Source organism: Mucilaginibacter celer (assembly GCF_003576455.2).
Lineage (GTDB): Bacteria > Bacteroidota > Bacteroidia > Sphingobacteriales > Sphingobacteriaceae > Mucilaginibacter > Mucilaginibacter celer.
In genome coordinates this window covers 4500095-4526142 of the sequence record NZ_CP032869.1, presented here as the reverse complement: position 1 = coordinate 4526142, position 26048 = coordinate 4500095, and the positions used below count along the sequence as shown (strand labels likewise).

Genomic DNA, 26048 nt, shown 5'->3' with positions numbered 1-26048 from the left:
TTGGTGTTTGTTTTTAATTGATTGATAATCAGTGATTTTTAATTGTATGTTAAATGTCTAATGTTAAGGAAAAAAGAAAACATTAAGCAGTTGTTAATATAATAATCTCATGTTAATATAAACTTAACATTGTCTGGGCACCTTTGTGCATCAAAAAATCACAAATGAAAAAGCTCTACTTTATTATTTTAACACTGATGATTATCGGGGTTGCCGGCGTTGCCAACGCCCAGATTACCACCTCGGTACTTACCGGTAAAGTAACAGATCAGAAAGGTGCTTCACTTCCGGGAGTAACCATTTCTGTGGTTAATACCAGCACGGGCACCAGGTACGGCGCTCAAACCAATGCCGAAGGCCGTTATTCGGTAAACAACATCAACGCCGGTGGCCCTTACACCATCAGCGCTTCTTTTGTTGGTTACAAAAAAGACGAACGCAGCGATATTACCTTACAATTAGGTAACGCTACTTTCAACTTCGTATTGCAGGACGAAACTACTACCCTGCAGGAAGTTAAAGTTAGGGCGTCTGCCGGTCCAACTAAAACAGGTGCAAGTACCCGTATCAACCAAAACCAGATCCGTACTGCGCCATCAATTAACCGCAGCTTGCAGGATTTAACCCGTAACACTCCTCAAAGCAATAACAACTCGTTTCAGGGTACCAACTACCGTTACAATAACGTAACCTTAGACGGTGCTATCAATAATGATGCTATCGGTTTCAGCCCTTCATTAGGTGGCCAGAACAATGCTTCGGGCCAGGTAGGTAGCAGTACCCGTACAAGCCCAATCTCGTTAGACGCTATTCAGGATATTCAGGTTTATGTTGCTCCTTACGATATCAAAATTGGTAACGTATTAGGTGGTAGTATCAACGCTGTAACCCGTAGCGGTACAAATGATTTTACCGGTGCTGTTTATGGTTACGGTCGTGGTTCATTCATGGTTGGCGCTAACAATGCTAAAGCTGCGTTAGGTGGCGACGGTTCAAAACTGAACGATTTTCATGATTACCAAACTGGTATCCGTTTAGGTTTCCCAATCATTAAAAACAAATTATTCTTCTTTACCAACGAGGAGATCGCCCGCAGGCAGGATCCTGTTATCCGTGGTTTAGATCACAATGGTGCAGCCAATATCCTGAGCCAGGCCGATGGTGATAAATTGGTTGCCGCGTTTAAATCATTTACAGGCGGTATCGATCCAGGGACTTATAATAACACTACCATCTTCTCTAATTCAAACAAATTCTTTAACCGTTTGGATTGGAATATTGATGATCACAACCAGTTAACCATCCGTAACAATACCATCACCTCAAAAGCTACTAACTTAGAGCGCGATCAGCAAAACTTCCGTTTCAGCGGTATTGATTACACTTCACATAATAACTCAACTTCAACTGTTGCAGAATTAAAATCAAGGTTTAACAATAGCTTAAGCAATAGCTTAGTGCTTGGTTATTCAGCAGTTCACGATTATCGTGACCCTAACTCAGATCCGTCATTACCGCAAATCGAGATTACAGGCCGCGGTACCGGTACAACTATCTTTATGGGTACCGACCGCGAGGCTTCGATTTTTGATATGCATCAGAAAACTGCTGAGTTTACTGATAACCTAACCTTGGTTAAAGGCAAACACACGTTCACTTTTGGTACACACAACGAGTTTTACAACATTACTTATAATTTTGTTAACGCATGGAATGGTCGTGTAGCTTATAACAGCATTGAAGATTTTGTTAACAATAACCCATCACGTGTACGTACTAACTTTAATTACACTAACAACACACGTGATTATATCTTAGCTAATCCATCTGCTAAGTTTAAAGTTAACCTGTTGAGCTTATATGGCCAGGACGAAATTCAGTTATCTGATAATTTCAAATTGACTGTAGCTCTACGCGCTGATTACGCTGGAGTGCCTAATAAACAACCATTGAGCGATAAAACAACCAATGCTCCGGTTGATCCAAACTACGGCACTACCTACACCTATACCAAGCCAAGAGATATCAAACAAAATTACCTGAGTAACATAGAGTGGAACCCACGTGTATCATTTAACTATGATGCTAACGGCGATCAAAGCGTTATTTTACGTGGTGGTAGCGGTTTCTTTACAGGTCGTGTTCCTTTTGCATGGTTTGGTTACGCGTTCTATAATAACGGTGCTACTTATGGTGCTTATGACGCAAATCCGCCGGTTCAGAAAGCTGGAACTAATCCGGTGCAAGCATCTCCAAACGGCGGATTAAATTATGTTAATCAACAACAAAACTTTAACACTTCTGCCAGCGGTGCCACCCAGGTGGATATGATTGACAATAACTTCAAAATGCCACAAGTTTGGAGAAGCAGTTTAGCTGTTGACTATACTACTGATGACCAGTGGAAATTTACAGCTGAAGGTATCTATACCAAAGTTATTCACGACTTGAAATTTCAGCAGGTAAACACTAAGGATAGTGTAACTTATTATCCTTATGATACGCAACACCTACAGCCGATATTTATTAATAAAAAAATAAATTCGAATTATACCAATGCTTACCTGTTATCAAACACCAACGAAGGTTATCGTTACAGTGCGACTGTACAGGTATCTAAATTTACCCAGTTCAATCCACAAAGTGCTTTAAACGCGTCGGTTGCTTATACCTATGGTCACTCTAAAGATGTTACCAACGGTATCCGTAACTCGATGGAGTCAAACTGGCAGTTAAACCAGGCTTTAAATCCTAACAACCCGGGTTTAGCAAATTCGAACTTTGATATCCGTCACCGCATCGTATCAAACGTAAACTTTAAACATGATTGGGATGCTGGTCATAACTACACCGCTAACTTCTCATTCTTCTTTAGCGCGCAAAGCGGTAACCCATATACATGGGATACTTATCCAAAAGCTATCGACGGAACAGGCCAGCAATTAAGTTTAGCTTATATTCCTAACAAAGGCGAAACAGCTAACTTTATAGTTGATCAGGTAAAAAGTGGTGTTGTGGTAAAAACTGCCGCTCAACAAGTAGCAGAATTTGACGCTTACATTGATGGCGACAAATACTTAAGCTCACGTCGTGGTAAATTTACCGAGCGTAATGCTGCTTTCACTCCATGGAATAACCAATTAGATTTCCGTTTCACTCAGGATTTTAAATTTGGTAATGGTAAGCACAAACAGATGTTAACATTTACTTATGATATCATCAACCTTACCAACCTGTTGAACAAAAAATGGGGTCAGTATTATTTCTCAGCAAATACCTTCAACTCATCAGCAAGCGTTGGTTTAACACCGGTAAGCAAATTGCCTGGAGCATCTGGCGGCCCAACCTTTGTTAAAGATGGTAACGTTGCTTCATACCCAACTTACAACTTCACCAACCCGGGTATTCCATACTCAGTTGATTTGTTCGCCTCACGCTGGCAAATGCAGTTTGGTTTACGTTACAGCTGGTAATTATTGTAAAACAAACAATGTTAAGATTAAACGTGAAACGCCCCCGATATTATCGGGGGCGTTTTTTGTACTGTGTAGAGCCAAAAAGGAGAGTTTAACAACTTCTCCTTTTTCTTATTAAAAGATATCTTTATTTACAAATTCCTTCCCAGTTTTTCCAAAGTATCCTGCGGCACATTTTCCAGATCCAGCACCAGGAAACCATCCAAACAATCGGCAAATTTAGGGTCGATGTTAAAGCTGATGATTTTGGCATTAAGGGCAATGTACTGGCGAAGTAATACCGGTACCTTCATATTGCGGGTTTCCACTTCTGATATCAGGTTATCCAGGCCTTTAAAAGTATCTTCGCCGGCCATGAGCAGGTCGGTATCAATTTTGGCAAAATCAACCTTGAATTTTTTGCGCGGTTTAACGTACTGCGCCATTTCATGATCAAAATGGTTGCGGTTGATATAATCAACAATAAGCGATTTGGAAAATTTGGAGAATGAGTTGCTGATACTTACCGGGCCAATCAGGTAACGGTATCTCGGGTTATCTATCAGGAATTTCAGAATGCCCTTCCAAAGTAAAAACAGTGGGAGTGGTTTGGTTTGGTATTCCTTGCGGATCCATGAGCGGCCTAATTCAAGGCTGCGGCGCAGCACAGGTGTAAACTGGGTTTTTAGCTTAAACAGCTCGTTGATGTAGAATCCTTTTTTACCAACGCTGTAAAAAATCTCGTCGCCCAAACCAATGCGGTAAGCACCAACAATACGTTTTGCTTCAAAATCCCAGATAAACAGGTGGTGATAATAAATATCGTACTCGTCAAGGTCGATAGCCTTGTTGGTACCTTCGCCAACTTCGCGGAAGGTGATCTCGCGCAGCCTGCCTATTTCACGGATCACGTTAGGTATGGTTGAGGTTGGTACGATAAATACCTCGTAGTTTTTCTCCGTCCACACTTTATAATTTTCGCGCAGCGGTTCAATCTCTTTATCTAAAATGGTGCTGTCAATCTCCGGCGTAATATCTTCAGCTTCGCGCTTAATTTTAAACAGGTTACGCGGACTGAAAATCTTTTTCTCTTCTTCCAAACCGGTACCCAAGGCATAGGTTCGGGCGCGTAAAAAATTAAGCAGTTTAGTACTGTTAGTATAATCCGGAATATCGGTTACATCAATTGGTTTACCGATGCGTAGTTTAATGGTATGGCCATGCTTGTTAAATAACTCGGATGGTAATTTGGCAGTACGCAAAGCCGGGTGCAGCAAGCTCAGGAAGTTGAACAACAACCCGTTATTACCATGGAAGTAAATAGGCACAACCGGTACTTTGGCCTTAGCAATAATTTTACCCACAACCGGGTGCCACATACGGTCGGTTACCTGTTTTTGTTCTACTTTAAAAGTTGATACCTCGCCAGCCGGGAATATACCGATTGGCGTGCCATTACTTAAAAGCTCTAAAGTGTTTTTTAGGCCGCTGATGCTTGATGAATGCTCAACGTTCTCAAATGGGTTTACAGCTATAAAATAATCGGCCAGGTTAGGGATCTTTTTAAGCAGGAAGTTGGCCATCAGTTTCGAATCCGGACGGGCCATGCATAATATTTTTAATAGTACCATGCCTTCAATACCGCCGTAGGGGTGGTTGGCAATGGCTATAAATGCGCCATCTTTAGGGATGTTGCGCAGTTCGCGTTCGTCAAACTCAATGTCGATGCCGCAGCCTTCTAAAATAGCGTCCACAAAATCGGGGCCTTGCTTGGGTTGGGCCTGGGCAAACAGGTCGTTAACCTGGTTTATTTTCATTAGCTCCATCAATAAAGCGGCCAGGCCCGGCATTTTCAGCTTATCCAGTTTGGTGGCTTTGGCAAACTCTTCGGTGGTTATAACTTTCATATTGTTTATAAGCAGTATGTTTTAACAAATAAATATCTTAAATTTTTATTTAATTTAACAGCTGATAACCTTTATAATGATCCCGCAAATCAAACACTACCTGTCCATCAGCAAAAAAGAATGGAACGGAATGGTAGTATTGATTATTTTAATTGCTTTGGTTTTAGCGGCACCCTACATCTATCAGGCAAACCACAAAGATAAGACAATAAACTTTAACACTTTTGATAAAGCGGCGAATACGATAACCAAAAATGCCGGTTTTGATACTGATGACGCGGAATTAAGCAAGGCTGCCCCGGTGCTACACCCGCTTATAACTCACTTTAACCCCAATAAATTAACTGTTGCCGATTGGGTGAAAATGGGATTGAGCCAACACCAGGCCACGGTAATTAAACATTACCAGGAAAAAGGCGGCCGCTTTTATACCAAAGGCGATGTACAGAAAATGTATAGCATCAATGCTGAAACTTATAAAAGGCTTGAGCCTTATATTGATTTGCCGGATGGACCGGCTTACATCATTCACAAAGCCAAACCCGGCGAAGTAATAGAGATTAATAGTGCCGACTCGGCAAGGTTAACCATGATCAGGGGGATTGGTCCGGCTTTTGCCCGGCGCATTGTTCATTACCGGGAGCGGGTAGGAGGGTTTTACAGTAAAGAACAACTGAAGGAAGTTTATGGTATTGATGAGGGAAAGTATAACCAGATGAAAGATGGCGTAAGTGTTGATAGCCGGCAGATTGTAAAAGTGAATATCAACAGGGCTATGTTTAATGATTTGAAGCGCTTTCCGTATTTGAGTTTTAAGCAGATGGATGCCATCGTGGCTTACCGCGATGAGCACGGCAGTTACCACTCTATAAAAGATCTGGAAAATATTGCCATCTTAAATGCCCAAATTTTACGTAAAATTGAGCCTTATTTAATTTTCAAATGATAGCCGAGCAAATTAAAGCAGCCATACGCGATATTCCTGATTTTCCTAAACCGGGGATTGTATTTAAAGATATTACCCCGATACTGAAGGACCCTGCCCTTTGCGAAAAAATTGTAGATGCCTTTGTTGAGCAATTGCAGGGTATCCGGATTGACGCTGTGGCCGGCGTGGAAAGCCGTGGTTTCTTATTTGGATTATCGTTAGCTACCCGCCTGGGTGTACCATTTGTGCCCGTACGGAAGGCTGGTAAGCTGCCATTTACAATTAAACAAAAAGCGTATAAGCTTGAATACGGTACAGCCACTATCGAAATGCATACCGATGCCTTTGAACCGGGGCAACATATTTTATTGCATGATGATTTGTTAGCTACCGGAGGGACGGTAACTGCAGCCAGCGAGTTAATTAAAGAGATGGGCGGTGTGGTTTGCGGCTTTTCGTTTGTGGTGGGGCTGGGCTTTTTGGATGGGAAGGAGCGGATTGCGCCTATTTGCGATAAGCTGGTGGTGTTGGCTGATTATTAGGCTATCGCTTGTATAGTTTTAGGCACGCAAAGGCGCGGAGACGCAAAGCTGGGTGGTTATCGCTTGTAGAGTTTTAAGATCGCAAAGAGGCTGAGGCGCAAAGCTGGGCGGCTATCGCTTGTATAGTTTTAGGCACGCAAAGGCGCGGAGACGCAAAGCTGGGTGGTTATTGCTTGTGGAGTTTTAAGATCGCAAAGAGGCTGAGGCGCAAAGCTGGGCAGCTATCGCTTGTATAGTATTAGGCACGCAAAGGCGCGGAGACGCAAAGTTGGGTGGTTATCGCTTGTAGAGTTTTAAAATCGCAAAGAGGCTGAGACGCAAAGTAAAAGGGGCTTCGCTTCATGACTTTTAACTATGCAAAGGCCGGGAGTTTTGTTTGCGGAGATTTTGATAATGCGTATTGCCGGGATAAGTTATGGGAAAGTGATGTAATTTGTCGATGCATACTAATCTCTGATCTCAAATCACTAACCTCTATCCCGGCCGCAGGCAACGCCCATATTTTGAACCGTTGATTTTCTTGATTACGTTGATTTTTTCTGAACCATGATTTATGGGATTAACATGAGCTAAACGAATCCTATAAATCCTAAAAATCTTCCCAAATCCCGGTTCAGACAACTTACCCTGCATTCTGTCAATTCACTTAATTCCCCCAAATTCGAGTTCAGACAACATTCTGCTAATTCTCAAATTCTGTAAATTCTGATTCAGACAAATTATTTTCTACCAATTTCCCCTCCCAAAAACCACCCTATCCAAACTAAACCTATAATTCATACCAGATACCAATCTGTTCATTATTTGGCTGTATTGCACAGCAAACCAATCCCGTTTTTTATACGTTATTTTGTTAATAACCAATTATAAATTATGGATGCTTTGTTAACTGATACCCCTCAAAACGGCGGGTATGATTTTGGTATGAACGAAAACCAGCAGATGGTAGGCCAGATGGCCCGCGATTTTGCCGAACGCTATATTAAACCTCATGTAATGGAATGGGACGAGGCCCAGCACTTCCCGATAGATTTATTTAAGCAGCTTGGCGAGCTTGGTATGATGGGCGTTTTTGTGCCCGAACAATACGGCGGCTCGGGCTTTGGCTACTTTGAATATGTTACCGTGATAAGCGAAATTGCTAAAGTTTGCGGTGCGATAGGTTTATCGGTTGCGGCACACAACTCGCTTTGCACAGGGCATATTCTTGCTTTTGGCAACGAAGAGCAAAAGCATAAATGGCTGCCCAAACTGGCCACTGCCGAATGGCTTGGTGCCTGGGGATTAACCGAGGCCAACACCGGATCAGACGCGTTGCACATGAACACTACTGCTGTGTTGGATGGCGACCATTATGTGGTGAACGGATCAAAAAACTGGATTACCCACGGTAAATCGGGCAATGTGGCGGTGGTGATGGTGCGCACAGGTCATAAAGGCGATTCGCATGGAATTTCGGCCTTGGTGATTGAGAAGGGAACTCCCGGTTTTACACATGGTAAAAAGGAGAATAAACTGGGTATGCGTGCTTCAGAAACTACCGAGCTTATTTTTGATAATTGCCGCGTACCTAAAGAAAATTTACTGGGCGTTGAGGGCGAAGGCTTTAAACAGGCCATGGCTGTGCTGGATGGCGGCCGTATCTCAATAGCTGCCCTATCATTAGGAATAGCCAAAGGTGCTTTCGAGGCGGCGGTTGCCTATGCTAAAGAGCGCCACCAGTTTGGCCAGCCTATCAGCAATTTTCAAGGGATAGCCTTTAAACTGGCAGATATGGCTACCGAAATTGAAGCTGCCGAACTACTGGTAATGCAGGCCGCCGATTTGAAAAACCGCCACTTGCCGGTGAGCAAGCAATCGGCTATGGCTAAGTATTATGCTTCGGAAACTGCTGTACGTACAGCTACAGAGGCTGTGCAGATTTTCGGTGGATATGGTTATACCAAGGATTTCCCGGTAGAGAAATTTTATCGGGACGCCAAGTTGTGTACCATAGGCGAGGGGACGAGCGAGATACAGAAGATTGTGATTAGCAGGGAGGTGCTGAGGTAGGTGAGTGGTTGATTGGGGTGATTAGGTGAGTGGTTGGGATGGCTTAACAATATTTAACATTTTGTTTTCTTAAATACATAGTATTTTTAAGAATGAAAAAGCCGTGCCTTATTATCATTCTTCTGTTTGCAGTTTTAGGTAAAAGCTACGGAAGGTTCCAGTTGGCGAAATTGGATACCGGAAAAAGTATCACGGTGCCGGCAAAAAGCGATACCCCGCTTTTGTTATCTCCTGTAACAGCTATGCGGTCGGATTCGGGTTTTGCAAACGCTCAACTAATTCGTAGTGGGAGGAATAAAAGCAGATCAAATGTCAAACTCAATTTTTACCGGCATAAGCTTAACAATTTTGTCCAGCCGGTACTTGAAGCGCTTTCGGCATCTGACCGTGAGAACTTTACAATTACCATAAACCAGGATTCTATTCGGCAGGCAAAAGATACCTTGTGCGTTTATGATGGTAAACTTCACCGGGGCATTTACGCGTTTGTGCCGGTAATACTAAGTAACCAAAGTGCCGATACATTAAAATATATAAATATGGTGTGTTCTCGGCTTGATATATTTCGCACCGACAAACAGAACGCACAATTATTATTAATGACGAAATGCTGGAAAAATGGGCCTGAAATTTTTAAAGTGGCACCCTATCAGCAAGCAGTATTTAATATACCGGTTTGCTTTTTAACAGATATGGGCGATAGTAAGCCATTTGCGCCTAAAAACTTTAAGATAGGTATGAGCCTGTTTAAATATAAAGTGGGTAATCAACTGCCACTTAATATTTACGCGTTGGCGCATAGTAAAAAAATGGCCAATGTTATCTGGAGCAATGAGGTTGTTATGAGATAACGTTTTTTTGCATCCGGAAAAGTAACCGAATCAATGAAAAATAATAGGGCGCAGCAAGAGATATTAGATAACATGCAAAAGATTGACAAAATAATTATCTACTGCATTTTCTGCTCTATACCATTTTGCCTCGTATTGTTTGTTAGCTACAATGCTGTTTTTGGACTTTCCATGAGAGAAAGTATTATTCTACGGGATTCGTTAGAAACAGTTAATGGCGTTGTGGATACTGTATATAATGATAAACCCAATCATAATATGCGAACAGCCATTTTAAAAGATAAAACGGTATATCGAATTGAACCTACTTGGAAAAGCAAAATTGAAGCAGGCGACTCGCTACATAAAATAAAAGGATCTTTCCTGTTGGAGGTATATAGAAAGAGTGGAGAAAAGGTAATTCTTGATTACAAAACAACCATTGCCCCGGAATAAAGCGGAGATCACTATGAAATAATTCAATGCGCCAATCAATTGGTGTAATCCCCCATTAATCGGTGTAATTTCAAAAAGATAAATAAATTCCACCCTCCCTGTTTGATATTCAAAACATTGTGATTATCTTTGCCCTCCCTTGAAAGGAGGTATTTTAGGAATTATGATCATTATTAACGTAAAAGACGGCGAATCATTAGACAAAGCATTGAAACGCTTCAAGAAAAAATTCGAAAAAACAGGTGTTTTAAGAGAACTACGTAGTCGTCAGGCTTTCGAAAAGAAATCTGTAACCCGTCGTCATGTTGTTAAACATGCAATCTATAAACAAGGTTTAAACCAGGAAACAGTTTAAGTTCTTTTTTTTGTTGAAAAGAATTTATTAATTTCTTGACACTATATTAAAACTATTTGTACATTCATCATTCCGGATGTATAAATAGTTTTTTATGTTTTCAGAGCGTTTTATCCAATACATCAAGTACGAAAAGCGGTACTCAGCACATACAGTAACCGCTTATCAGTCTGATCTGGATCAGTTCATGCTCTTCCTGAACAATCCCGGTAACGCAGATCCCGCGCCCGAGCCGGAAATTACGCATCCATCCCAAATAAGCTATCATCACATCCGTAACTGGATGGTTGAATTGATTGACCAAAAAATGCTGGCCCGTTCGGTTAACCGCAAAATGGCCACGCTGCGCAAATACTTTAAATTTTTACTGCAGGAAGGTGTTATTGAAACCAACCCGGCCTCGCGCATCCAATCGCAAAAAATACCCAAAAGCCTGCCGGTGGTGGTGGAGGGCGACCGCCTTACCGAAATGCTGGATAGCGACGAAATTTTTTCGGCCGATTTTGAAGGCCGGCGCGATAAACTGATCATCGAAATGTTGTTTGGCACCGGCATGCGCCTGGCCGAACTGTTAGGCGTTAAAGAACAGGACGTTAACTTGCACGATGGGGTAGTGAAAGTATTAGGCAAGCGCAATAAAGAACGCATTATCCCCGTGAATACGGAGCTGAAGAATCTGCTGAAGGAGTATATCGACTTAAAGAAAAATCAAAATTTTGATAACAATTCCTTCACATTAATCGTTACAAATAAAGGAGCCGGGGCTTATCCGGCTATGATATATTTAATAGTGCAGAAATACCTTTCCAACATATCAACCCAAAGCAAACGTAGCCCGCATGTGCTGCGGCATACGTTTGCAACAACATTGTTAAATAAAGGAGCCGATTTAAATTCGATCAAAGAACTTTTGGGTCATGCCAACCTCAGCGCAACCCAAATCTATACGCACAATTCAGTTGAAAGACTAAAATCTATTTATAAACTCGCCCATCCAAAGGCTTAAAAAGGAGGAAACATGAAAATTACAGTGCAGTCAATTCATTTCACCGCAGACAAGAAACTATTAGATTTTATTCAGAAGAAAGCTGATAAGCTTGACACGTTTTATGACCATATTATTAGCGGTGAAGTTTACTTAAAGCTTGAAAATGTGGAAGATGAGTGTAACAAAATAACCGAAATAAAAGTGCAGCTGCCGGGTAACCAGATCTTTGCAAAAGAAAAATGCAAAAGCTTTGAAGAAGCTACTGATCTGGCCATCGAAAGCCTTCGTAAACAGATTGAAAAGCATAAACAAAAGAAAGCAATAGCCGATGCCTCGGCCAAGAAAGCCATATTAACGGCTGCCGAAGACGGTTTTTAATATTAAAAAGGGCTTTTTTAGCTCAGAAATCGACAGGTTTACCGCCTGTCGATTTTTTTTGATAAAAAATTTTGACGTGGTGTTATTTTTTGTAGATTTGCAGTCCCGTTTCGGGGGAGGTACAGCGCCGCAATTTGGCAAGTTTTAACACCTCAAAAAAAAGTTAAAATAGTTCTTTAAAATATCAAAAAGCTTATTAGTTTTGCGCTCCGTTATCGAAAGGCACACAGTCTTAAAATAACGTAAAGGCAAAGTAAAAATAAAAGCCTCCTTAGCTCAGCTGGTAGAGCAACTGACTTGTAATCAGTAGGTCATTGGTTCGATCCCGATAGGAGGCTCAGTTTTTTTCGGATTGAGGTGTTTAGCTTCAATTTTGGACATCACAAACCGGGATAAACTACCGGGGGGATACCAGAGCGGTCAAATGGGACGGACTGTAAATCCGTTGCTTCGGCTACGAAGGTTCGAATCCTTCTCCCCCCACTTTATTGAGTAAGCAGTTTGCAGTTTTCAGTTAGCAATAGTTAACCGGATTGTAAACTGCTAACTTGATTAAGGAGGTTTCAGTGATGAGGATCGGTGAGCAGATTACCTGCAAGCTGAAAACTACAAACTGCAAACTGAACAAGCGGAAGTAGCTCAGTTGGTAGAGCGATAGCCTTCCAAGCTATAGGTCGCGAGTTCGAACCTCGTCTTCCGCTCAGTAACAGAAGGCAGTTGGTCGTAAGCAGTTGGCAGTTAAAAAGCTACTGCAAACTGGAAACTGCTACTGCAAACTGAAAAATATAAGCCGACGTAGCTCAGTGGTAGAGCACTTCCTTGGTAAGGAAGAGGTCACGGGTTCAAATCCCGTTGTTGGCTCAGTGTTATTTAAAACATTACATTAAAGTTAAATTAACCTACAAAAATAATTTATAGATCATGGCAAAAGAAAAGTTTGACCGCAGTAAGCCGCACTTAAACATCGGTACAATCGGTCACGTTGACCACGGTAAAACAACCCTTACCGCAGCTATCACTAAAGTTTTGGCTGACAAAGGTTTATCAGAAGCTCGTTCATTTGATTCAATTGACTCTGCTCCTGAAGAAAAAGAGCGTGGTATCACTATCAACACTGCCCACGTTGAATATTCAACTGCTAACCGTCACTACGCACACGTTGACTGTCCAGGTCACGCGGATTACGTGAAAAACATGGTTACCGGTGCTGCTCAGATGGACGGTGCTATCATCGTAGTTGCTGCTACTGACGGCCCAATGCCTCAAACTCGTGAGCACATCCTGTTAGCTCGTCAGGTAGGTGTACCTGCACTTGTTGTTTTCATGAACAAAGTTGACATGGTTGATGATCCTGAATTATTGGAGTTGGTAGAAATGGAAGTTCGTGAATTATTATCATTCTACGAATTCCCAGGTGATGATATCCCGGTTATTCAAGGTTCTGCTTTGGGTGGCTTGAACGCTGATCCAAAATGGGTTGAAAAAATCATGGAATTGATGGATGCTGTAGATAGCTACATCCCAATCCCTCCACGTTTGACAGATCTTCCATTCCTGATGCCGGTTGAAGACGTATTCTCGATCACTGGTCGTGGTACTGTAGCAACTGGTCGTATCGAGCGTGGTGTAATCAACTCTGGCGAGCCTGTTGACATCTTGGGTATGGGTGCTGAGAACTTGAAATCAACCGTAACCGGTGTTGAGATGTTCCGCAAAATCCTTGACCGTGGTGAAGCTGGTGACAACGTAGGTTTATTGTTACGTGGTATTGAGAAAACTGATATCCGTCGTGGTATGGTTATCTGTAAACCAGGTTCAGTAACTCCTCACACCGATTTCAAAGCAGAAGTTTACGTATTATCAAAAGCAGAAGGTGGCCGTCACACTCCATTCTTCAACAAATACCGTCCACAATTCTATTTCCGTACCACTGACGTTACTGGTGAGATTTCATTAGAACCAGGTGTAGAAATGGTTATGCCAGGTGATAACGTTACAATCAACGTAAAATTGATCAACGCAATCGCTATGGAAAAAGGCTTACGTTTCGCTATCCGTGAAGGTGGCAGGACTGTAGGTGCTGGCCAGGTAACTGAAATCGTTAAGTAATAACATTTCAATAAAAGGTTAATTTGAAAACATAAGTTTAGCCTTCAACGGCAAACTTATGTTTTCTTATTATAAAACATAATACACGGGAATAGTTCAACGGTAGAATAGAGGTCTCCAAAACCTTTGATCAGGGTTCGAATCCTTGTTCCCGTGCTTAAGCACAATATAAAGATGGCAAGTGTAGCTGAATATATTAAAGAGTCGTATATCGAGTTAACCGAAAAGGTTACCTGGCCTACATGGCGCGAGCTGCAAAGCAGCGCTGTTTTGGTATTGGTTGCGGCAATCATTATTGCTTTGGTTATTTTAGGTATGGACCAGATCATTAACTATTTGCTTAAACTGTTTTATACATCGCTAACTTAATATCAGGGAGACGAGAATGAGTGATCAATTGAAATGGTATGTAGTTAGGGCCATTAGCGGTAAAGAAAAAAAAGTTAAACAGTATATTGATGCCGAAATTAGCCGTTTGGGCATCAGTCATTTGGTACCACAGGTATTAATACCTACCGAAAAGTATTACCAGATGCGCGATGGAAAGAAGATAGCTAAAGAGCGTAACTACTTTCCGGGCTATGTGTTAATGGAAGCCGTTTTAGATGGCGAAACCGAGCACATTATTAAAAACATTAACAGCGTTATAGGTTTCCTGGGTGATAAAGCCGGAAACGCTATTCCGCTGCGTCAATCAGAAGTTAACCGTATTTTAGGTAAGGTTGACGAGATGACAAGCCAGGCCGAGACTATGAACGTTCCTTACTATGTAGGCGAAAACGTTAAAGTTATGGATGGCCCTTTCAACGGCTTCAGCGGTGTTATCGAAGAGGTAAACGAAGAGAAGAAGAAGTTGAAGGTAATGGTAAAGATATTCGGTCGTCGTACGCCGCTCGAATTGAATTACATGCAGGTAGAGAAAGAATAGTTTTTTTATCATCAGTACCCAAATGGAAGGCGGGTACTATCACATGATAAACTTACATACAAAATATTAAAAACGGCAGCGCTGAGTATTAAGAAAGCGTTAAAATTTAAGGCTTAGCCTTTACAACAGCTGCCAAATTAAAGATCTTAAATGTTACTAAGCTTCCACGTACTAACATTGAGTTTATAATTAAAGTAAATTAAAATGGCAAAAGAGATCGGTGCAATGGTTAAGCTGCAAGTTAAAGCCGGCGCTGCAAACCCATCACCACCAATTGGCCCTGCATTGGGTGCAAAAGGTGTGAACATCATGGAGTTTTGCAAGCAATTTAATGCACGTACCCAAGACAAACCTGGGAAAATATTGCCTGTTTTGATTACTGTTTATGTTGACAAATCATTCGAATTTATCATCAAAACCCCTCCCGTTGCTATCCAGTTATTGGAAGCTACCGGTTTAAAGAGTGGTTCGGCCGAGCCTAACCGTAAAAAAGTTGCCAGCGTAAACTGGGAACAGGTTGAGACTATCGCCAAAGATAAAATGGTTGACTTGAACGCGTTCACAGTTGAATCGGCCATGAAAATGGTAGCAGGCACTGCCCGCAGCATGGGAATTACTGTATCTGGTACAGCTCCCTGGAACTAATTGATTTCGGACGTCGGATTTGGGAGTTCGGATTTAATTCCGAAATCGAAATTCCGAAATTCGAAATTGAGAAATTATTAATTTATACAAATCAGTTTAAAGACAGTGGCAAGATTAACAAAAAATCAAAAAGTGGCACTCTCCAAAATTGAGGCAAACAAATCGTACACATTACAGGATGCATCTGCATTGGTAAAGGAATTAACCTTAACCAAATTTGATTCATCAGTTGATATAGACGTTCGTTTAGGTGTTGACCCACGTAAAGCCAATCAAATGGTGCGTGGTATTGCAACATTACCTCATGGTACCGGTAAAACTGTACGTGTATTAGTACTTTGTACTCCTGATAAGGAGCAAGAAGCTAAAGACGCAGGTGCAGATTACGTAGGTTTGGATGATTATATCGCCAAGATTGAAGGCGGATGGACTGATGTTGATATTATCATCACTATGCCAAGTGTTATGGCTAAAGTTGGTCGTTTGGGTCGTATTTTAGGTCCACGTAACTTGATGCCTAACCCTAAATCAGGTACAGTAACCCCAGAGGTTGGTAAAGCTGTAACTGAGGTAAAAGGTGGTAAAATTGACTTCAAGGTTGACAAAACCGGTATCATCCACACTTCGATAGGTAAAGCATCTTTCTCTGCAGATAAAATTTATGAGAATGCATTAGAAGTATTGCAAACAATCTCTAAATTAAAACCTTCTGCAGCAAAAGGAACATATTTCAAGAGCATTCATATCTCTTCAACTATGTCGCCTGGTATTACAGTTGAAACTAAATCAGTAGCGGGGATCTAATCATGAATAAAGAAGAAAAATACGACCTTGTTGTAGCCCTTACTGAGCAGATCAAAGAGTATGGTAATTTTTATATCACTGATACTTCAGACCTGACTGTAGCCAAGATCAACAATATCCGCCGCAAATGTTTTGAAAACGACATTACGATGCAGGTAACCAAAAATAGCTTAATTAAAAAAGCTATGGAAGCTGCAGGCGGCGATTTTAGCCCGATATATGATGTATTAAAAGGTTCATCATCAATCCTTTTCTCAAAATCAGCAACTGCTCCGGCAAAGTTGATCAAACAATTAAGGAAAACAGGTGAAAAACCAATTTTAAAAGCAGCCTATATTGATTCGGCAGTATTTATTGGTGATAACCAACTGGATACTTTAACCAAGCTGAAATCGAAAGAACAACTGATCGGCGAGATAGTTGGCTTACTTCAATCACCTGCCAAAAATGTACTTTCTGCTCTACAATCAGGCGGAACTACTATTGCAGGCCTCGTAAAAACATTACAGGAAAGAGGTTAATCGGACACCTCATTAAAGTTCGACAATAACAAACAAAAAGCATTAAAAGTAAAAATTTAAAATAAAATGGCGGATTTAAAAGCGTTTGCTGAACAGTTGGTAAACTTAACAGTAAAAGAAGTAAACGAATTAGCTCAAATCTTGAAAGACGAGTATGGTATTGAGCCTGCTGCTGCAGCTGTGGCTGTTGCTGCTCCTGCTGCTGACGGTGGCGATGCTGCTCCAGCTGCTGCTGAGCAAACTGCATTTGACGTTATCCTGAAAGAAGCTGGTGGCGCTAAATTAGCAGTTGTTAAATTAGTAAAAGACTTAACCGGCCTTGGCTTGAAAGAAGCTAAAGATCTTGTTGACGGTGCACCAAAAGAACTTAAAACCGGTGTAACTAAAGAAGAAGCTGAATCTTTGAAAAAACAATTAGAAGAAGCTGGCGCAGTAGTTGAGGTTAAATAATTTAACCCACGGAAATATAGCTAAAGACTCCGACCATAAACGGTCGGGGTCTATTGCTGTTTATAAGGTTTTGAATTAAATGTGAGATAGCATTTGATGTTAGATATGAGATATGAGATTTGAGATAAGTGATTTTCAAATCCACGTTTTAAATCTCATGTCTCACATCTTAAATCTCACATCTCTGCCCTCACGTCTAAAAAATTAATAAACTAAAATTTAAATACCTTGGCAAACAATAATAATCAAAGAGTAAACTTTGCAACCAGCAGAAAGGTAATTGATTACCCTGATTTTCTGGATGTACAGTTACAATCTTTCCAGGAATTTTTTCAATTGGAAACTACTTCTGACAACCGTTATAAAGAAGGGCTGTTCAAAGTGTTTGCCGAAAACTTTCCTATCTCAGATTCAAGAAACATCTTTGTCCTGGAGTTTCTTGATTACTTTATTGATCCGCCACGTTATGATATACAAGAGTGTATCGAGCGCGGATTAACTTACAGCGTACCATTAAAAGCAAAACTTCGCCTGTCATGTAATGATGAGGAGCACGAGGATTTTGAAACAATTGTACAGGACGTGTATTTAGGTACCATCCCATACATGACCCCTAAAGGTACATTTGTTATTAATGGTGCCGAGCGCGTAATTGTATCACAGTTACACCGTTCGCCAGGCGTGTTCTTTGGTCAGAGCCGCCACACCAACGGTACTAAATTATACTCGGCCCGTGTTATCCCTTTCAAAGGTTCATGGATTGAGTTTGCTACAGACGTTAACAACGTGATGTATGCTTACATTGACCGTAAGAAGAAATTCCCGGTTACTACGTTACTTCGTGCCATCGGTTACGACTCGGATAAAGACATCCTTGAGTTGTTCGAACTGGCCGACGAGGTTAAAGTAAGCAAATCAGGCTTGAAAAAATATATCGGCCGTAAGCTTGCTGCAAGGGTTTTAAAAACCTGGATCGAAGACTTTGTGGATGAAGACACCGGTGAGGTGGTTTCTATCCCACGTAACGAGATCATCCTTGAGCGTGAAACCATTTTGGAAGACGACCATATTGACATGATCATCGATGCAGGTGTGAAAACCATCATCCTGAACAAGGAAGATGCTTCAACCAGCGGTGATTATACCATTATATATAATACCTTACAAAAAGATACTTCCAACTCTGAGAAGGAAGCGGTTGAGCACATCTACCGCCAGTTACGTAACGCTGAACCACCTGATGAAGAAACAGCTCGTGGTATCATCGATCGTTTGTTCTTCTCGGATAAAAGATATGATTTGGGCGATGTGGGTCGTTACCGCATCAACCGTAAGCTTAAGTTGAGCACTTCAGAAGATACTAAAGTGTTAACCAAGCAGGATATCATCGCGATTGTTAAATACCTGATCAAACTTATCAACTCAAAAGCTGAGGTGGATGATATCGATCACTTATCAAACCGTCGTGTACGTACCGTGGGCGAGCAGTTATATGCTCAGTTTGGTGTAGGTTTAGCGCGTATGGCCCGTACCATCCGCGAGCGTATGAACATTCGTGATAACGAGGTGTTCACACCAACCGATCTGATCAACGCGCGTACATTATCATCTGTGATCAACTCTTTCTTCGGAACAAACCAGTTATCACAGTTCATGGACCAAACCAATCCACTGGCAGAGATCACGCACAAGCGTCGTCTGTCAGCCTTAGGCCCCGGCGGTCTGTCGCGTGAGCGTGCAGGTTTCGAGGTTCGTGACGTTCACTACACCCACTACGGTAGGTTGTGTACTATCGAAACTCCCGAAGGTCCGAACATTGGTTTGATCTCATCACTTTGCGTACACGCCAAAATCAACAACTTAGGCTTTATCGAAACTCCATACAAACGCGTAGTTGAAGGTAAAGTAATGGTTGATGAGCCGGTTATCTACTTATCTGCTGAAGATGAAGACGGTAAAACTATCGGCCAGGCAAACGCGGTTTACAATGACAAAGGTGAGTTTGAATTGCCACGTGTAAAAGCACGTTTCGAAGGCGACTTCCCGGTTATCGAGCCAGAGCGTTTGGATTTGATGGATATCGCGCCAAACCAGATCACTTCAATCGCGGCTTCTCTGATTCCGTTCCTGGAGCATGATGACGCTAACCGTGCCTTGATGGGTTCGAACATGCAACGCCAGGCTGTACCATTGTTGCGCCCAGAAGCGCCAATTGTAGGTACAGGTTTGGAAGGCCGTGTAGCAAAAGACTCTCGTACCCTGATCAACGCCGAAGGCGATGGTGTGGTTGAGTATGTTGATGCTAACGAGATCCGTATTAAATATGACCGCAACGAACTGGATCGCTTGATCTCTTTCGAAGGTGATATCAAGAGCTACCGCTTAACCAAGTTTAAGAAAACCAACCAAAGCACCACCATGAACCTTAAGCCTATTGTTAAAAAAGGCCAAAGGGTTGAAAAAGGTGAGGTACTTTGCGAAGGTTACGCTACCCAAAATGGCGAGCTTGCATTAGGCCGTAACCTTAAAGTAGCGTTCATGCCTTGGCAGGGATATAACTTTGAGGATGCGATTGTAATTTCTGAGCGTGTTGTATCGCAGGATATATTTACTTCAATCCACGTTGAAGAGTTCGAGCTTGAAGTTCGTGACACTAAACGCGGTGAGGAAGAGTTAACACCAGATATCCCTAACGTATCAGAAGAAGCCACTAAAGACCTTGACGAAGACGGTATTATCCGTGTAGGTGCCGAGGTTAAAGAAGGCGACATCCTGATCGGTAAGATCACCCCTAAAGGTGAATCAGACCCTTCACCGGAAGAAAAACTGTTACGTGCTATCTTCGGTGATAAAGCCGGCGACGTAAAAGATGCTTCATTGAAAACCCCACCTTCAATTGCAGGTGTGGTTATCGATACCAAATTGTTCTCTCGTGCCAAGAAAACTTCAAAAGCTGAAGAAAAAGCACAGTTAGAGAAATTGGATAACAAGCATGATAAAGCTGTAAAAGATCTGAAAAATACTTTAATCGAGAAGTTATTTGAGATCGTTAACGGTAAAACTTCGCAAGGTGTTTATAACGTTTACAAAGAATTACAGGTTCCTAAAGGTGTTAAATTCACCCAAAAAATACTGGTTGAACTTAACTACGATAACATTAACCCAACTAAATGGACTACTGATGATGATAAGAATGATCAAATCAAGATCCTTCTTCACAACTTCAACATCAAGTACAATGAGGAGTTAGGTGCTTACCGCAGGGATAAGTTCGCTATCAGCGTGGGCGATGAGCTTCCATCAGGTATCGTACAGATGGCTAAAGTTTATATCGCTAAAAAGCGTAAGCTTAAAGTGGGTGATAAAATGGCAGGCCGTCACGGTAACAAAGGTATTGTTGCACGTATTGTACGTGATGAAGACATGCCTTTCCTTGAAGACGGAACACCGGTTGATATCGTGTTGAACCCGCTGGGTGTACCTTCACGTATGAACCTGGGCCAGATCTACGAAACCGTATTAGGCTGGGCCGGTAAAGAGCTTGGTTTGAAATTCGCTACTCCTATCTTCGACGGTGCAAGCCACGAAGAGGTAGAAGACTGGATTAAGAAAGCCAAACTACCAGAATCAGGCCGTACTTACCTGTACAATGGTTTAACAGGTGATCGTTTTGATCAGCAAACTACTGTAGGTATTATCTACATGCTGAAATTAGGTCACATGGTTGATGATAAGATGCACGCCCGTTCAATCGGACCGTACTCGCTTATCACACAACAGCCATTGGGTGGTAAAGCACAGTTCGGTGGTCAGCGTTTTGGTGAGATGGAGGTTTGGGCACTGGAAGCATTTGGTGCATCAAACATTCTGCAGGAGATATTAACCGTTAAATCGGATGATGTTATCGGCCGTGCCAAAACATATGAGGCTATTGTTAAAGGTGAAAACCTGCCAACGCCATCAGTACCAGAATCATTCAACGTATTGGTTCATGAGTTACGCGGCTTAGGTTTGGATATCACTTTAGAATAATTAGTGATTTAGTGAGTGAGTGAATTAGTGATTGATTGAAAAATTAGTCATATAATTTACTAACTCACTAATTCAATAGGTTAAGAGACGTGATTTGGCTACTTATTCAAATCACTAATTCACTAAATCGCTAATTCAACAATTAAAAACAGAGGAGACTATGTCTTACAAAAAGGATAATAAAATCAAAAGTAACTTTACCACCATTACCATCAGTTTAGCCTCTCCGGAGTCTATCCTGGAGCGTTCGAGCGGTGAAGTTTTAAAGCCTGAAACCATTAACTACCGTACTTACAAACCTGAGCGTGATGGTTTGTTTTGCGAGCGTATTTTTGGTCCGGTAAAGGATTATGAGTGCCATTGCGGTAAATACAAACGTATCCGTTACAAAGGTATCGTTTGTGATCGTTGCGGTGTTGAAGTAACCGAAAAGAAAGTACGTCGTGAGCGTATGGGCCACATCAACCTGGTGGTGCCTGTTGCGCACATCTGGTACTTCCGCTCATTACCAAACAAAATTGGTTATTTATTAGGCCTGCCTACAAAAAGGCTTGACCTTATTATATACTACGAGCGTTACGTAGTTATACAGCCAGGTATTAAAGAAGCAGACGGAATCAACAAAATGGATTTCCTTACAGAAGAAGAATACCTTGACGTATTAGATACCCTTCCAAAAGAAAACCAGTACCTCGACGACAAAGATCCTCAGAAATTTGTTGCCAAAATGGGTGCCGAGGCTTTGGAAGAATTATTGAAACGCCTTGACCTTGATGAATTATCATTCAGCCTGCGTCACCAGGCCGCTAACGAAACTTCTCAGCAACGTAAAAACGAAGCCTTAAAACGCTTACAGGTTGTTGAAGCTTTCCGCGATGCTAAAACCAGGATCGAAAATAACCCTGAGTGGATGATCGTTAAGATTGTTCCGGTTATCCCGCCTGAGCTGCGTCCGTTAGTACCATTGGAAGGTGGCCGTTTTGCAACTTCAGATTTGAACGATCTTTACCGTCGTGTAATTATCCGTAACAACCGTTTAAAACGTTTGATCGAGATTAAAGCACCAGAGGTAATTTTACGTAACGAGAAACGTATGTTGCAGGAAGCTGTAGATTCGTTGTTCGATAACTCACGTAAAGTTAACGCGGTAAAAACTGAAGGTAACCGTGCTTTGAAATCACTTTCGGATATCCTGAAAGGTAAACAAGGCCGTTTCCGTCAAAACTTATTAGGTAAACGTGTGGATTACTCTGCCCGTTCGGTAATTGTTGTAGGTCCTAACCTTAAATTACACGAGTGCGGTTTACCAAAAGATATGGCTGCCGAGCTGTTTAAGCCATTTATCATCCGTAAAATGATTGAGCGTGGTGTGGTTAAAACAGTAAAATCTGCCAAAAAGATTGTTGACCGTAAAGACCCATTAGTTTGGGATATTTTGGAAAACGTACTGAAAGGTCACCCTGTGTTACTAAACCGTGCGCCTACGCTGCACAGGTTGGGTATCCAGTCGTTCCAGCCAAAACTGGTTGAAGGTAAAGCGATTCAATTGCACCCATTAACCTGTACCGCGTTCAACGCCGACTTTGACGGTGACCAGATGGCCGTTCACGTACCACTTGGTAACGCGGCAATTTTGGAAGCCCAGATTTTGATGCTTGCTTCGCACAACATCCTTAACCCGGCGAATGGTACCCCAATCACCGTACCATCTCAGGACATGGTGCTTGGTTTGTACTACATAACCAAAGGCCGTAAAACTGATGCAACCCGCGTGGTAAAAGGCGAAGGTTTAACCTTCTACTCGGCAGAGGAAGTTATTATCGCTTATAACGAGAAAAAACTTGACCTGCACGCCTTTATCAAGGTTAAAGGAAACGTTAAAGAGCGCGACGGTAAAATTGTAAATAAACTGATTGATACTACTGTAGGTAGGGTATTGTTTAACCAACACGTACCGGCCGAAGTAGGTTACATCAACGAGTTGCTTACCAAAAAATCACTTCGTGATATCATTGGTGAGGTAGTTAAGATAACCGGTATGGCCCGTGCAGCCCAGTTCCTTGATGATATTAAGGAGTTAGGTTTCCAGATGGCATTCCGTGGTGGTTTATCATTTAACCTGAAGGATATCAATATCCCTGCAGAAAAAGTAAACCTGATTGATACTGCTTCTAAACAAGTTGATGAGGTAATGAACAACTATAACATGGGTTTCATTACCAACAACGAGCGTTACAACCAGATCATCGATATCTGGACACGTATCAACAACCGCCTTACAGCAAACGTAATGGACATCCTGAGCAACGATAACCAGGGCTTCAACTCTGTTTACATGATGCTTGACTCAGGTGCCCGTGGTTCGAAAGAGCAGATCCGTCAGCTTGCAGGTATGCGTGGTTTGATGGCGAAACCTCAAAAATCAGGTTCAGGTGGTGAGATTATCGAAAACCCGATCCTTTCAAACTTTAAAGAAGGTTTGTCGGTATTGGAGTACTTCATCTCAACCCACGGTGCCCGTAAAGGTTTGGCGGATACGGCGTTAAAAACAGCGGATGCCGGTTACTTAACCCGTAGGTTGCATGACGTTGCCCAGGATATGATTGTAGGCGAAGTTGATTGCGGTACTTTACGTGGTATCTACACAACAGCGCTGAAAGATAACGAGGATATTGTTGAACCATTATATGATCGTATTTTAGGTCGTACCACTTTACATGATGTTCATGACCCTATTACTAACGAATTGTTAGCGACAGCCGGTCAGGACATTACCGAAGAGGTAGCTAAAAAGATCGAAAACTCACCGCTGGAAGGTATCGAAATCCGTTCGGTATTAACCTGCGAAAGCAAACGCGGTGTGTGCGCCCTTTGCTACGGCCGTAACCTTGCAAGCGGTAAACGCGTGCAAAAAGGCGAGGCTGTGGGTGTAATTGCAGCACAGTCAATCGGTGAGCCGGGTACACAGTTAACACTTCGTACATTCCACGTGGGTGGTACCGCATCAAACATCGCGGCCGAGTCACAGATCAACGCTAAGTTTGATGGTGTTATCGAATTTGAAAACGTACGTACCGTAACTTACGAAACTGCCGAAGATGGCGCTGTTGACGTGGTATTAGGCCGTTCGGGCGAATTCCGCATCATTGAGCCGGGAAGCAATAAAGTGATTGTAACCAACAACATCCCGTACGGTTCATACCTGTACATAAAAGATGGTGCTACTATCACTAAAGGCGATCGTATCTGTTCATGGGATCCGTACAACGCGGTAATTATATCTGAGTTTGCAGGTATTGCCCAGTTTGACGCTGTAGTTGAAGGTGTAACCTTCCGCGAAGAATCAGACGAGCAAACCGGTCACCGCGAAAAAGTGATCATCGATACCAGGGATAAATCTAAAAACCCTGCCATCCAGATCACTGATAACAAAGGCAACGTAATTAAAGGATACAACATCCCGGTAGGTGCCCACATCGCTGTTGATGAAGGCGATAAACTACAAACCGGACAGGTTATTGCTAAAATCCCTCGTTCAACCGGTAAAACGCGAGATATTACAGGTGGTTTACCACGTGTAACTGAGTTATTTGAAGCACGTAACCCATCAAACCCTGCGGTAGTAACCGAGATTGACGGTGTGGTAACTTTAGGTGGTGTAAAACGTGGTAACCGTGAGATCACTATCGAATCGAAAGACGGGCAGGTTAAAAAATACCTTGTACCACTTTCAAAACACATCCTTGTACAGGACAACGACTTTATCAAAGCCGGTATGCCACTGTCGGATGGTTCGATATCTCCATCGGATATCCTTGCTATCAAAGGCCCTGCCGCGGTACAGGAATATTTGGTTAACGGTATCCAGGAAGTTTACCGCTTACAGGGTGTGAAAATTAACGATAAACACTTTGAGGTTATCGTTCACCAGATGATGCAGAAAGTATCTATCGAAGATGCGGGCGATACCCGTTTCTTAGAGCGTGAAGCTGTAGACGGATGGGATTTCATGACCGAGAACGACGAGATCTACGACAAAAAAGTTGTAACCGATCCGGGCGATTCAACTACCCTGAAATCAGGCCAGATCGTTTCTTTACGCCGCTTACGTGATGAAAACTCGGTATTGAAACGCCGCGACCTTAAATTGGTTGAAGTGCGTGACGCAATCCCTGCTACATCAAGCCCGATACTGCAAGGTATCACCAGGGCGTCGTTGGGTACTAAGTCGTTTATCTCGGCAGCATCGTTCCAGGAAACTACCAAAGTACTGAACGAAGCAGCAATAGCAGGTAAAAAAGACAACATGCTTGGCCTGAAAGAGAACGTTATCGTAGGTCACTTAATACCTTCAGGTACCGGTTTGCGCGAATACGAAAATATCCGTGTAGGCTCGCAGGAAGAGTTTGACCGTTTAATGGCTTCAAAAGCAGAAGAGCAGGAAGCATAACAACCTGTTTGTTAATAAAATTGCAAAGCCCGCCCGTAAAAACGGCGGGCTTTTTTGTGTTTATATAATTTTTTTGAAAATTTTTAAAACAATACACCTGATTGCGTGTTTTACAGCCAAACCTTGTGCAATTGAGTTCGGGCTGTTCCGATATTCTTATTAGTGGTATAGGGCAAAGTAAATACCCCCTACAGAAAGGCTATTTGTAAAAAATGTCT

Annotated in this window: 19 protein-coding genes and 5 tRNA genes; 23 read left to right on the top strand and 1 reads right to left on the bottom strand. The window is 42.1% G+C overall.

The genetic code is table 11. The features are described 5' to 3' along the window. The first annotated feature begins 164 nt into the window (after positions 1–164). Complete coding sequence (locus HYN43_RS18375; protein ID WP_119410729.1) at positions 165–3473, top strand: TonB-dependent receptor; 3309 nt, start codon at positions 165–167, stop codon at positions 3471–3473. A 134-nt stretch (positions 3474–3607) separates the two neighbouring features. Here the strand turns inward: HYN43_RS18375 and HYN43_RS18370 are convergent, their stop codons facing one another. Continuing rightward, positions 3608–5362, bottom strand: a complete 1755-nt coding sequence (locus HYN43_RS18370; RefSeq protein WP_119410728.1) for a bifunctional lysophospholipid acyltransferase family protein/GNAT family N-acetyltransferase — start codon at positions 5360–5362, stop codon at positions 3608–3610. Between the two features lie 76 nt (positions 5363–5438). Between HYN43_RS18370 and HYN43_RS18365 the strand changes: the two genes are divergently transcribed. The 22 genes from HYN43_RS18365 (at position 5439) to rpoC (ending at position 25830) form a co-directional block, all read left to right on the top strand. Beyond that, positions 5439–6308, top strand: coding sequence for a helix-hairpin-helix domain-containing protein (locus HYN43_RS18365; RefSeq protein ID WP_119410727.1), 870 nt, complete (start codon positions 5439–5441; stop codon positions 6306–6308). Next, the gene (locus HYN43_RS18360; RefSeq protein ID WP_119410726.1) at positions 6305–6832 is read left to right on the top strand and encodes an adenine phosphoribosyltransferase; all 528 of its coding nucleotides are present in this window, start codon (positions 6305–6307) and stop codon (positions 6830–6832) included. Before HYN43_RS18365 ends, HYN43_RS18360 begins: the two co-directional genes overlap by 4 nt. A gap of 873 nt (positions 6833–7705) precedes the next feature. Next, positions 7706–8884, top strand: a complete 1179-nt coding sequence (locus tag HYN43_RS18355) for an acyl-CoA dehydrogenase (protein ID WP_119410725.1) — start codon at positions 7706–7708, stop codon at positions 8882–8884. Between the two features lie 92 nt (positions 8885–8976). Continuing rightward, entirely contained in the window at positions 8977–9735 is a 759-nt protein-coding gene (locus HYN43_RS18350; RefSeq protein WP_119410724.1) for a hypothetical protein, read from the top strand. A 33-nt stretch (positions 9736–9768) separates the two neighbouring features. Further along, positions 9769–10170, top strand: coding sequence for a hypothetical protein (locus HYN43_RS18345; RefSeq protein ID WP_119410723.1), 402 nt, complete (start codon positions 9769–9771; stop codon positions 10168–10170). A 163-nt stretch (positions 10171–10333) separates the two neighbouring features. Continuing rightward, positions 10334–10525 (top strand): 30S ribosomal protein S21, encoded by a 192-nt coding sequence (gene rpsU / locus HYN43_RS18340; RefSeq protein WP_022833144.1) that lies wholly within the window; start codon positions 10334–10336, stop codon positions 10523–10525. A gap of 94 nt (positions 10526–10619) precedes the next feature. Further along, positions 10620–11531 (top strand): tyrosine-type recombinase/integrase, encoded by a 912-nt coding sequence (locus HYN43_RS18335; RefSeq protein ID WP_119410722.1) that lies wholly within the window; start codon positions 10620–10622, stop codon positions 11529–11531. A 12-nt stretch (positions 11532–11543) separates the two neighbouring features. Continuing rightward, positions 11544–11891, top strand: a complete 348-nt coding sequence (gene hpf / locus HYN43_RS18330; RefSeq protein ID WP_119410721.1) for a ribosome hibernation-promoting factor, HPF/YfiA family — start codon at positions 11544–11546, stop codon at positions 11889–11891. Between the two features lie 265 nt (positions 11892–12156). Continuing rightward, positions 12157–12229: transfer RNA gene (locus HYN43_RS18325), tRNA-Thr, on the top strand. Between the two features lie 64 nt (positions 12230–12293). Next, positions 12294–12374 (top strand) — tRNA-Tyr (locus HYN43_RS18320). Between the two features lie 145 nt (positions 12375–12519). Further along, positions 12520–12592: transfer RNA gene (locus HYN43_RS18315), tRNA-Gly, on the top strand. An 88-nt stretch (positions 12593–12680) separates the two neighbouring features. Continuing rightward, positions 12681–12752: transfer RNA gene (locus tag HYN43_RS18310), tRNA-Thr, on the top strand. Between the two features lie 60 nt (positions 12753–12812). Further along, positions 12813–14000 (top strand): elongation factor Tu, encoded by a 1188-nt coding sequence (gene tuf, locus HYN43_RS18305; protein WP_022833148.1) that lies wholly within the window; start codon positions 12813–12815, stop codon positions 13998–14000. Positions 14001–14085: 85 nt separating this feature from the next. Then, positions 14086–14156: transfer RNA gene (locus HYN43_RS18300), tRNA-Trp, on the top strand. An 18-nt stretch (positions 14157–14174) separates the two neighbouring features. After that, on the top strand, positions 14175–14369 hold the full coding sequence (gene secE / locus HYN43_RS18295) for a preprotein translocase subunit SecE (RefSeq protein WP_119411277.1): 195 nt from the start codon (positions 14175–14177) through the stop codon (positions 14367–14369). A 16-nt stretch (positions 14370–14385) separates the two neighbouring features. Further along, positions 14386–14928, top strand: a complete 543-nt coding sequence (gene nusG, locus HYN43_RS18290; protein WP_109608241.1) for a transcription termination/antitermination protein NusG — start codon at positions 14386–14388, stop codon at positions 14926–14928. Between the two features lie 204 nt (positions 14929–15132). Next, the gene (gene rplK, locus HYN43_RS18285) at positions 15133–15573 is read left to right on the top strand and encodes a 50S ribosomal protein L11 (RefSeq protein WP_119410720.1); all 441 of its coding nucleotides are present in this window, start codon (positions 15133–15135) and stop codon (positions 15571–15573) included. 105 nt (positions 15574–15678) lie between these two features. After that, positions 15679–16377 (top strand): 50S ribosomal protein L1, encoded by a 699-nt coding sequence (gene rplA, locus HYN43_RS18280; RefSeq protein ID WP_090528673.1) that lies wholly within the window; start codon positions 15679–15681, stop codon positions 16375–16377. A gap of 2 nt (positions 16378–16379) precedes the next feature. Continuing rightward, a complete protein-coding gene (gene rplJ / locus HYN43_RS18275; RefSeq protein WP_090528670.1) occupies positions 16380–16898 on the top strand; it encodes a 50S ribosomal protein L10 in 519 nt (172 codons plus the stop codon). A gap of 66 nt (positions 16899–16964) precedes the next feature. Further along, on the top strand, positions 16965–17348 hold the full coding sequence (gene rplL / locus HYN43_RS18270) for a 50S ribosomal protein L7/L12 (protein WP_022833154.1): 384 nt from the start codon (positions 16965–16967) through the stop codon (positions 17346–17348). A 228-nt stretch (positions 17349–17576) separates the two neighbouring features. Beyond that, positions 17577–21380 carry a DNA-directed RNA polymerase subunit beta gene (rpoB, locus tag HYN43_RS18265; RefSeq protein ID WP_119410719.1) on the top strand — a complete coding sequence of 1268 codons (3804 nt, stop codon included), beginning with the start codon at positions 17577–17579 and terminating at the stop codon, positions 21378–21380. A gap of 160 nt (positions 21381–21540) precedes the next feature. After that, positions 21541–25830: a DNA-directed RNA polymerase subunit beta' gene (rpoC, locus tag HYN43_RS18260; RefSeq protein WP_119410718.1), complete on the top strand. Its 4290-nt coding sequence runs from the start codon at positions 21541–21543 to the stop codon at positions 25828–25830. Positions 25831–26048: the final 218 nt, after the last annotated feature.

Coding starts and splice junctions, on each gene's coding strand:
- HYN43_RS18375 (WP_119410729.1), top strand. CDS start 165: ATGAAAAAGCTCTACTTTATTATTTTAACACTGATGATTATCGGGGTT.
- HYN43_RS18370 (WP_119410728.1), bottom strand. CDS start 5,362: ATGAAAGTTATAACCACCGAAGAGTTTGCCAAAGCCACCAAACTGGAT.
- HYN43_RS18365 (WP_119410727.1), top strand. CDS start 5,439: ATGATCCCGCAAATCAAACACTACCTGTCCATCAGCAAAAAAGAATGG.
- HYN43_RS18360 (WP_119410726.1), top strand. CDS start 6,305: ATGATAGCCGAGCAAATTAAAGCAGCCATACGCGATATTCCTGATTTT.
- HYN43_RS18355 (WP_119410725.1), top strand. CDS start 7,706: ATGGATGCTTTGTTAACTGATACCCCTCAAAACGGCGGGTATGATTTT.
- HYN43_RS18350 (WP_119410724.1), top strand. CDS start 8,977: ATGAAAAAGCCGTGCCTTATTATCATTCTTCTGTTTGCAGTTTTAGGT.
- HYN43_RS18345 (WP_119410723.1), top strand. CDS start 9,769: ATGAAAAATAATAGGGCGCAGCAAGAGATATTAGATAACATGCAAAAG.
- rpsU (WP_022833144.1), top strand. CDS start 10,334: ATGATCATTATTAACGTAAAAGACGGCGAATCATTAGACAAAGCATTG.
- HYN43_RS18335 (WP_119410722.1), top strand. CDS start 10,620: ATGTTTTCAGAGCGTTTTATCCAATACATCAAGTACGAAAAGCGGTAC.
- hpf (WP_119410721.1), top strand. CDS start 11,544: ATGAAAATTACAGTGCAGTCAATTCATTTCACCGCAGACAAGAAACTA.
- tuf (WP_022833148.1), top strand. CDS start 12,813: ATGGCAAAAGAAAAGTTTGACCGCAGTAAGCCGCACTTAAACATCGGT.
- secE (WP_119411277.1), top strand. CDS start 14,175: ATGGCAAGTGTAGCTGAATATATTAAAGAGTCGTATATCGAGTTAACC.
- nusG (WP_109608241.1), top strand. CDS start 14,386: ATGAGTGATCAATTGAAATGGTATGTAGTTAGGGCCATTAGCGGTAAA.
- rplK (WP_119410720.1), top strand. CDS start 15,133: ATGGCAAAAGAGATCGGTGCAATGGTTAAGCTGCAAGTTAAAGCCGGC.
- rplJ (WP_090528670.1), top strand. CDS start 16,380: ATGAATAAAGAAGAAAAATACGACCTTGTTGTAGCCCTTACTGAGCAG.
- rplL (WP_022833154.1), top strand. CDS start 16,965: ATGGCGGATTTAAAAGCGTTTGCTGAACAGTTGGTAAACTTAACAGTA.
- rpoC (WP_119410718.1), top strand. CDS start 21,541: ATGTCTTACAAAAAGGATAATAAAATCAAAAGTAACTTTACCACCATT.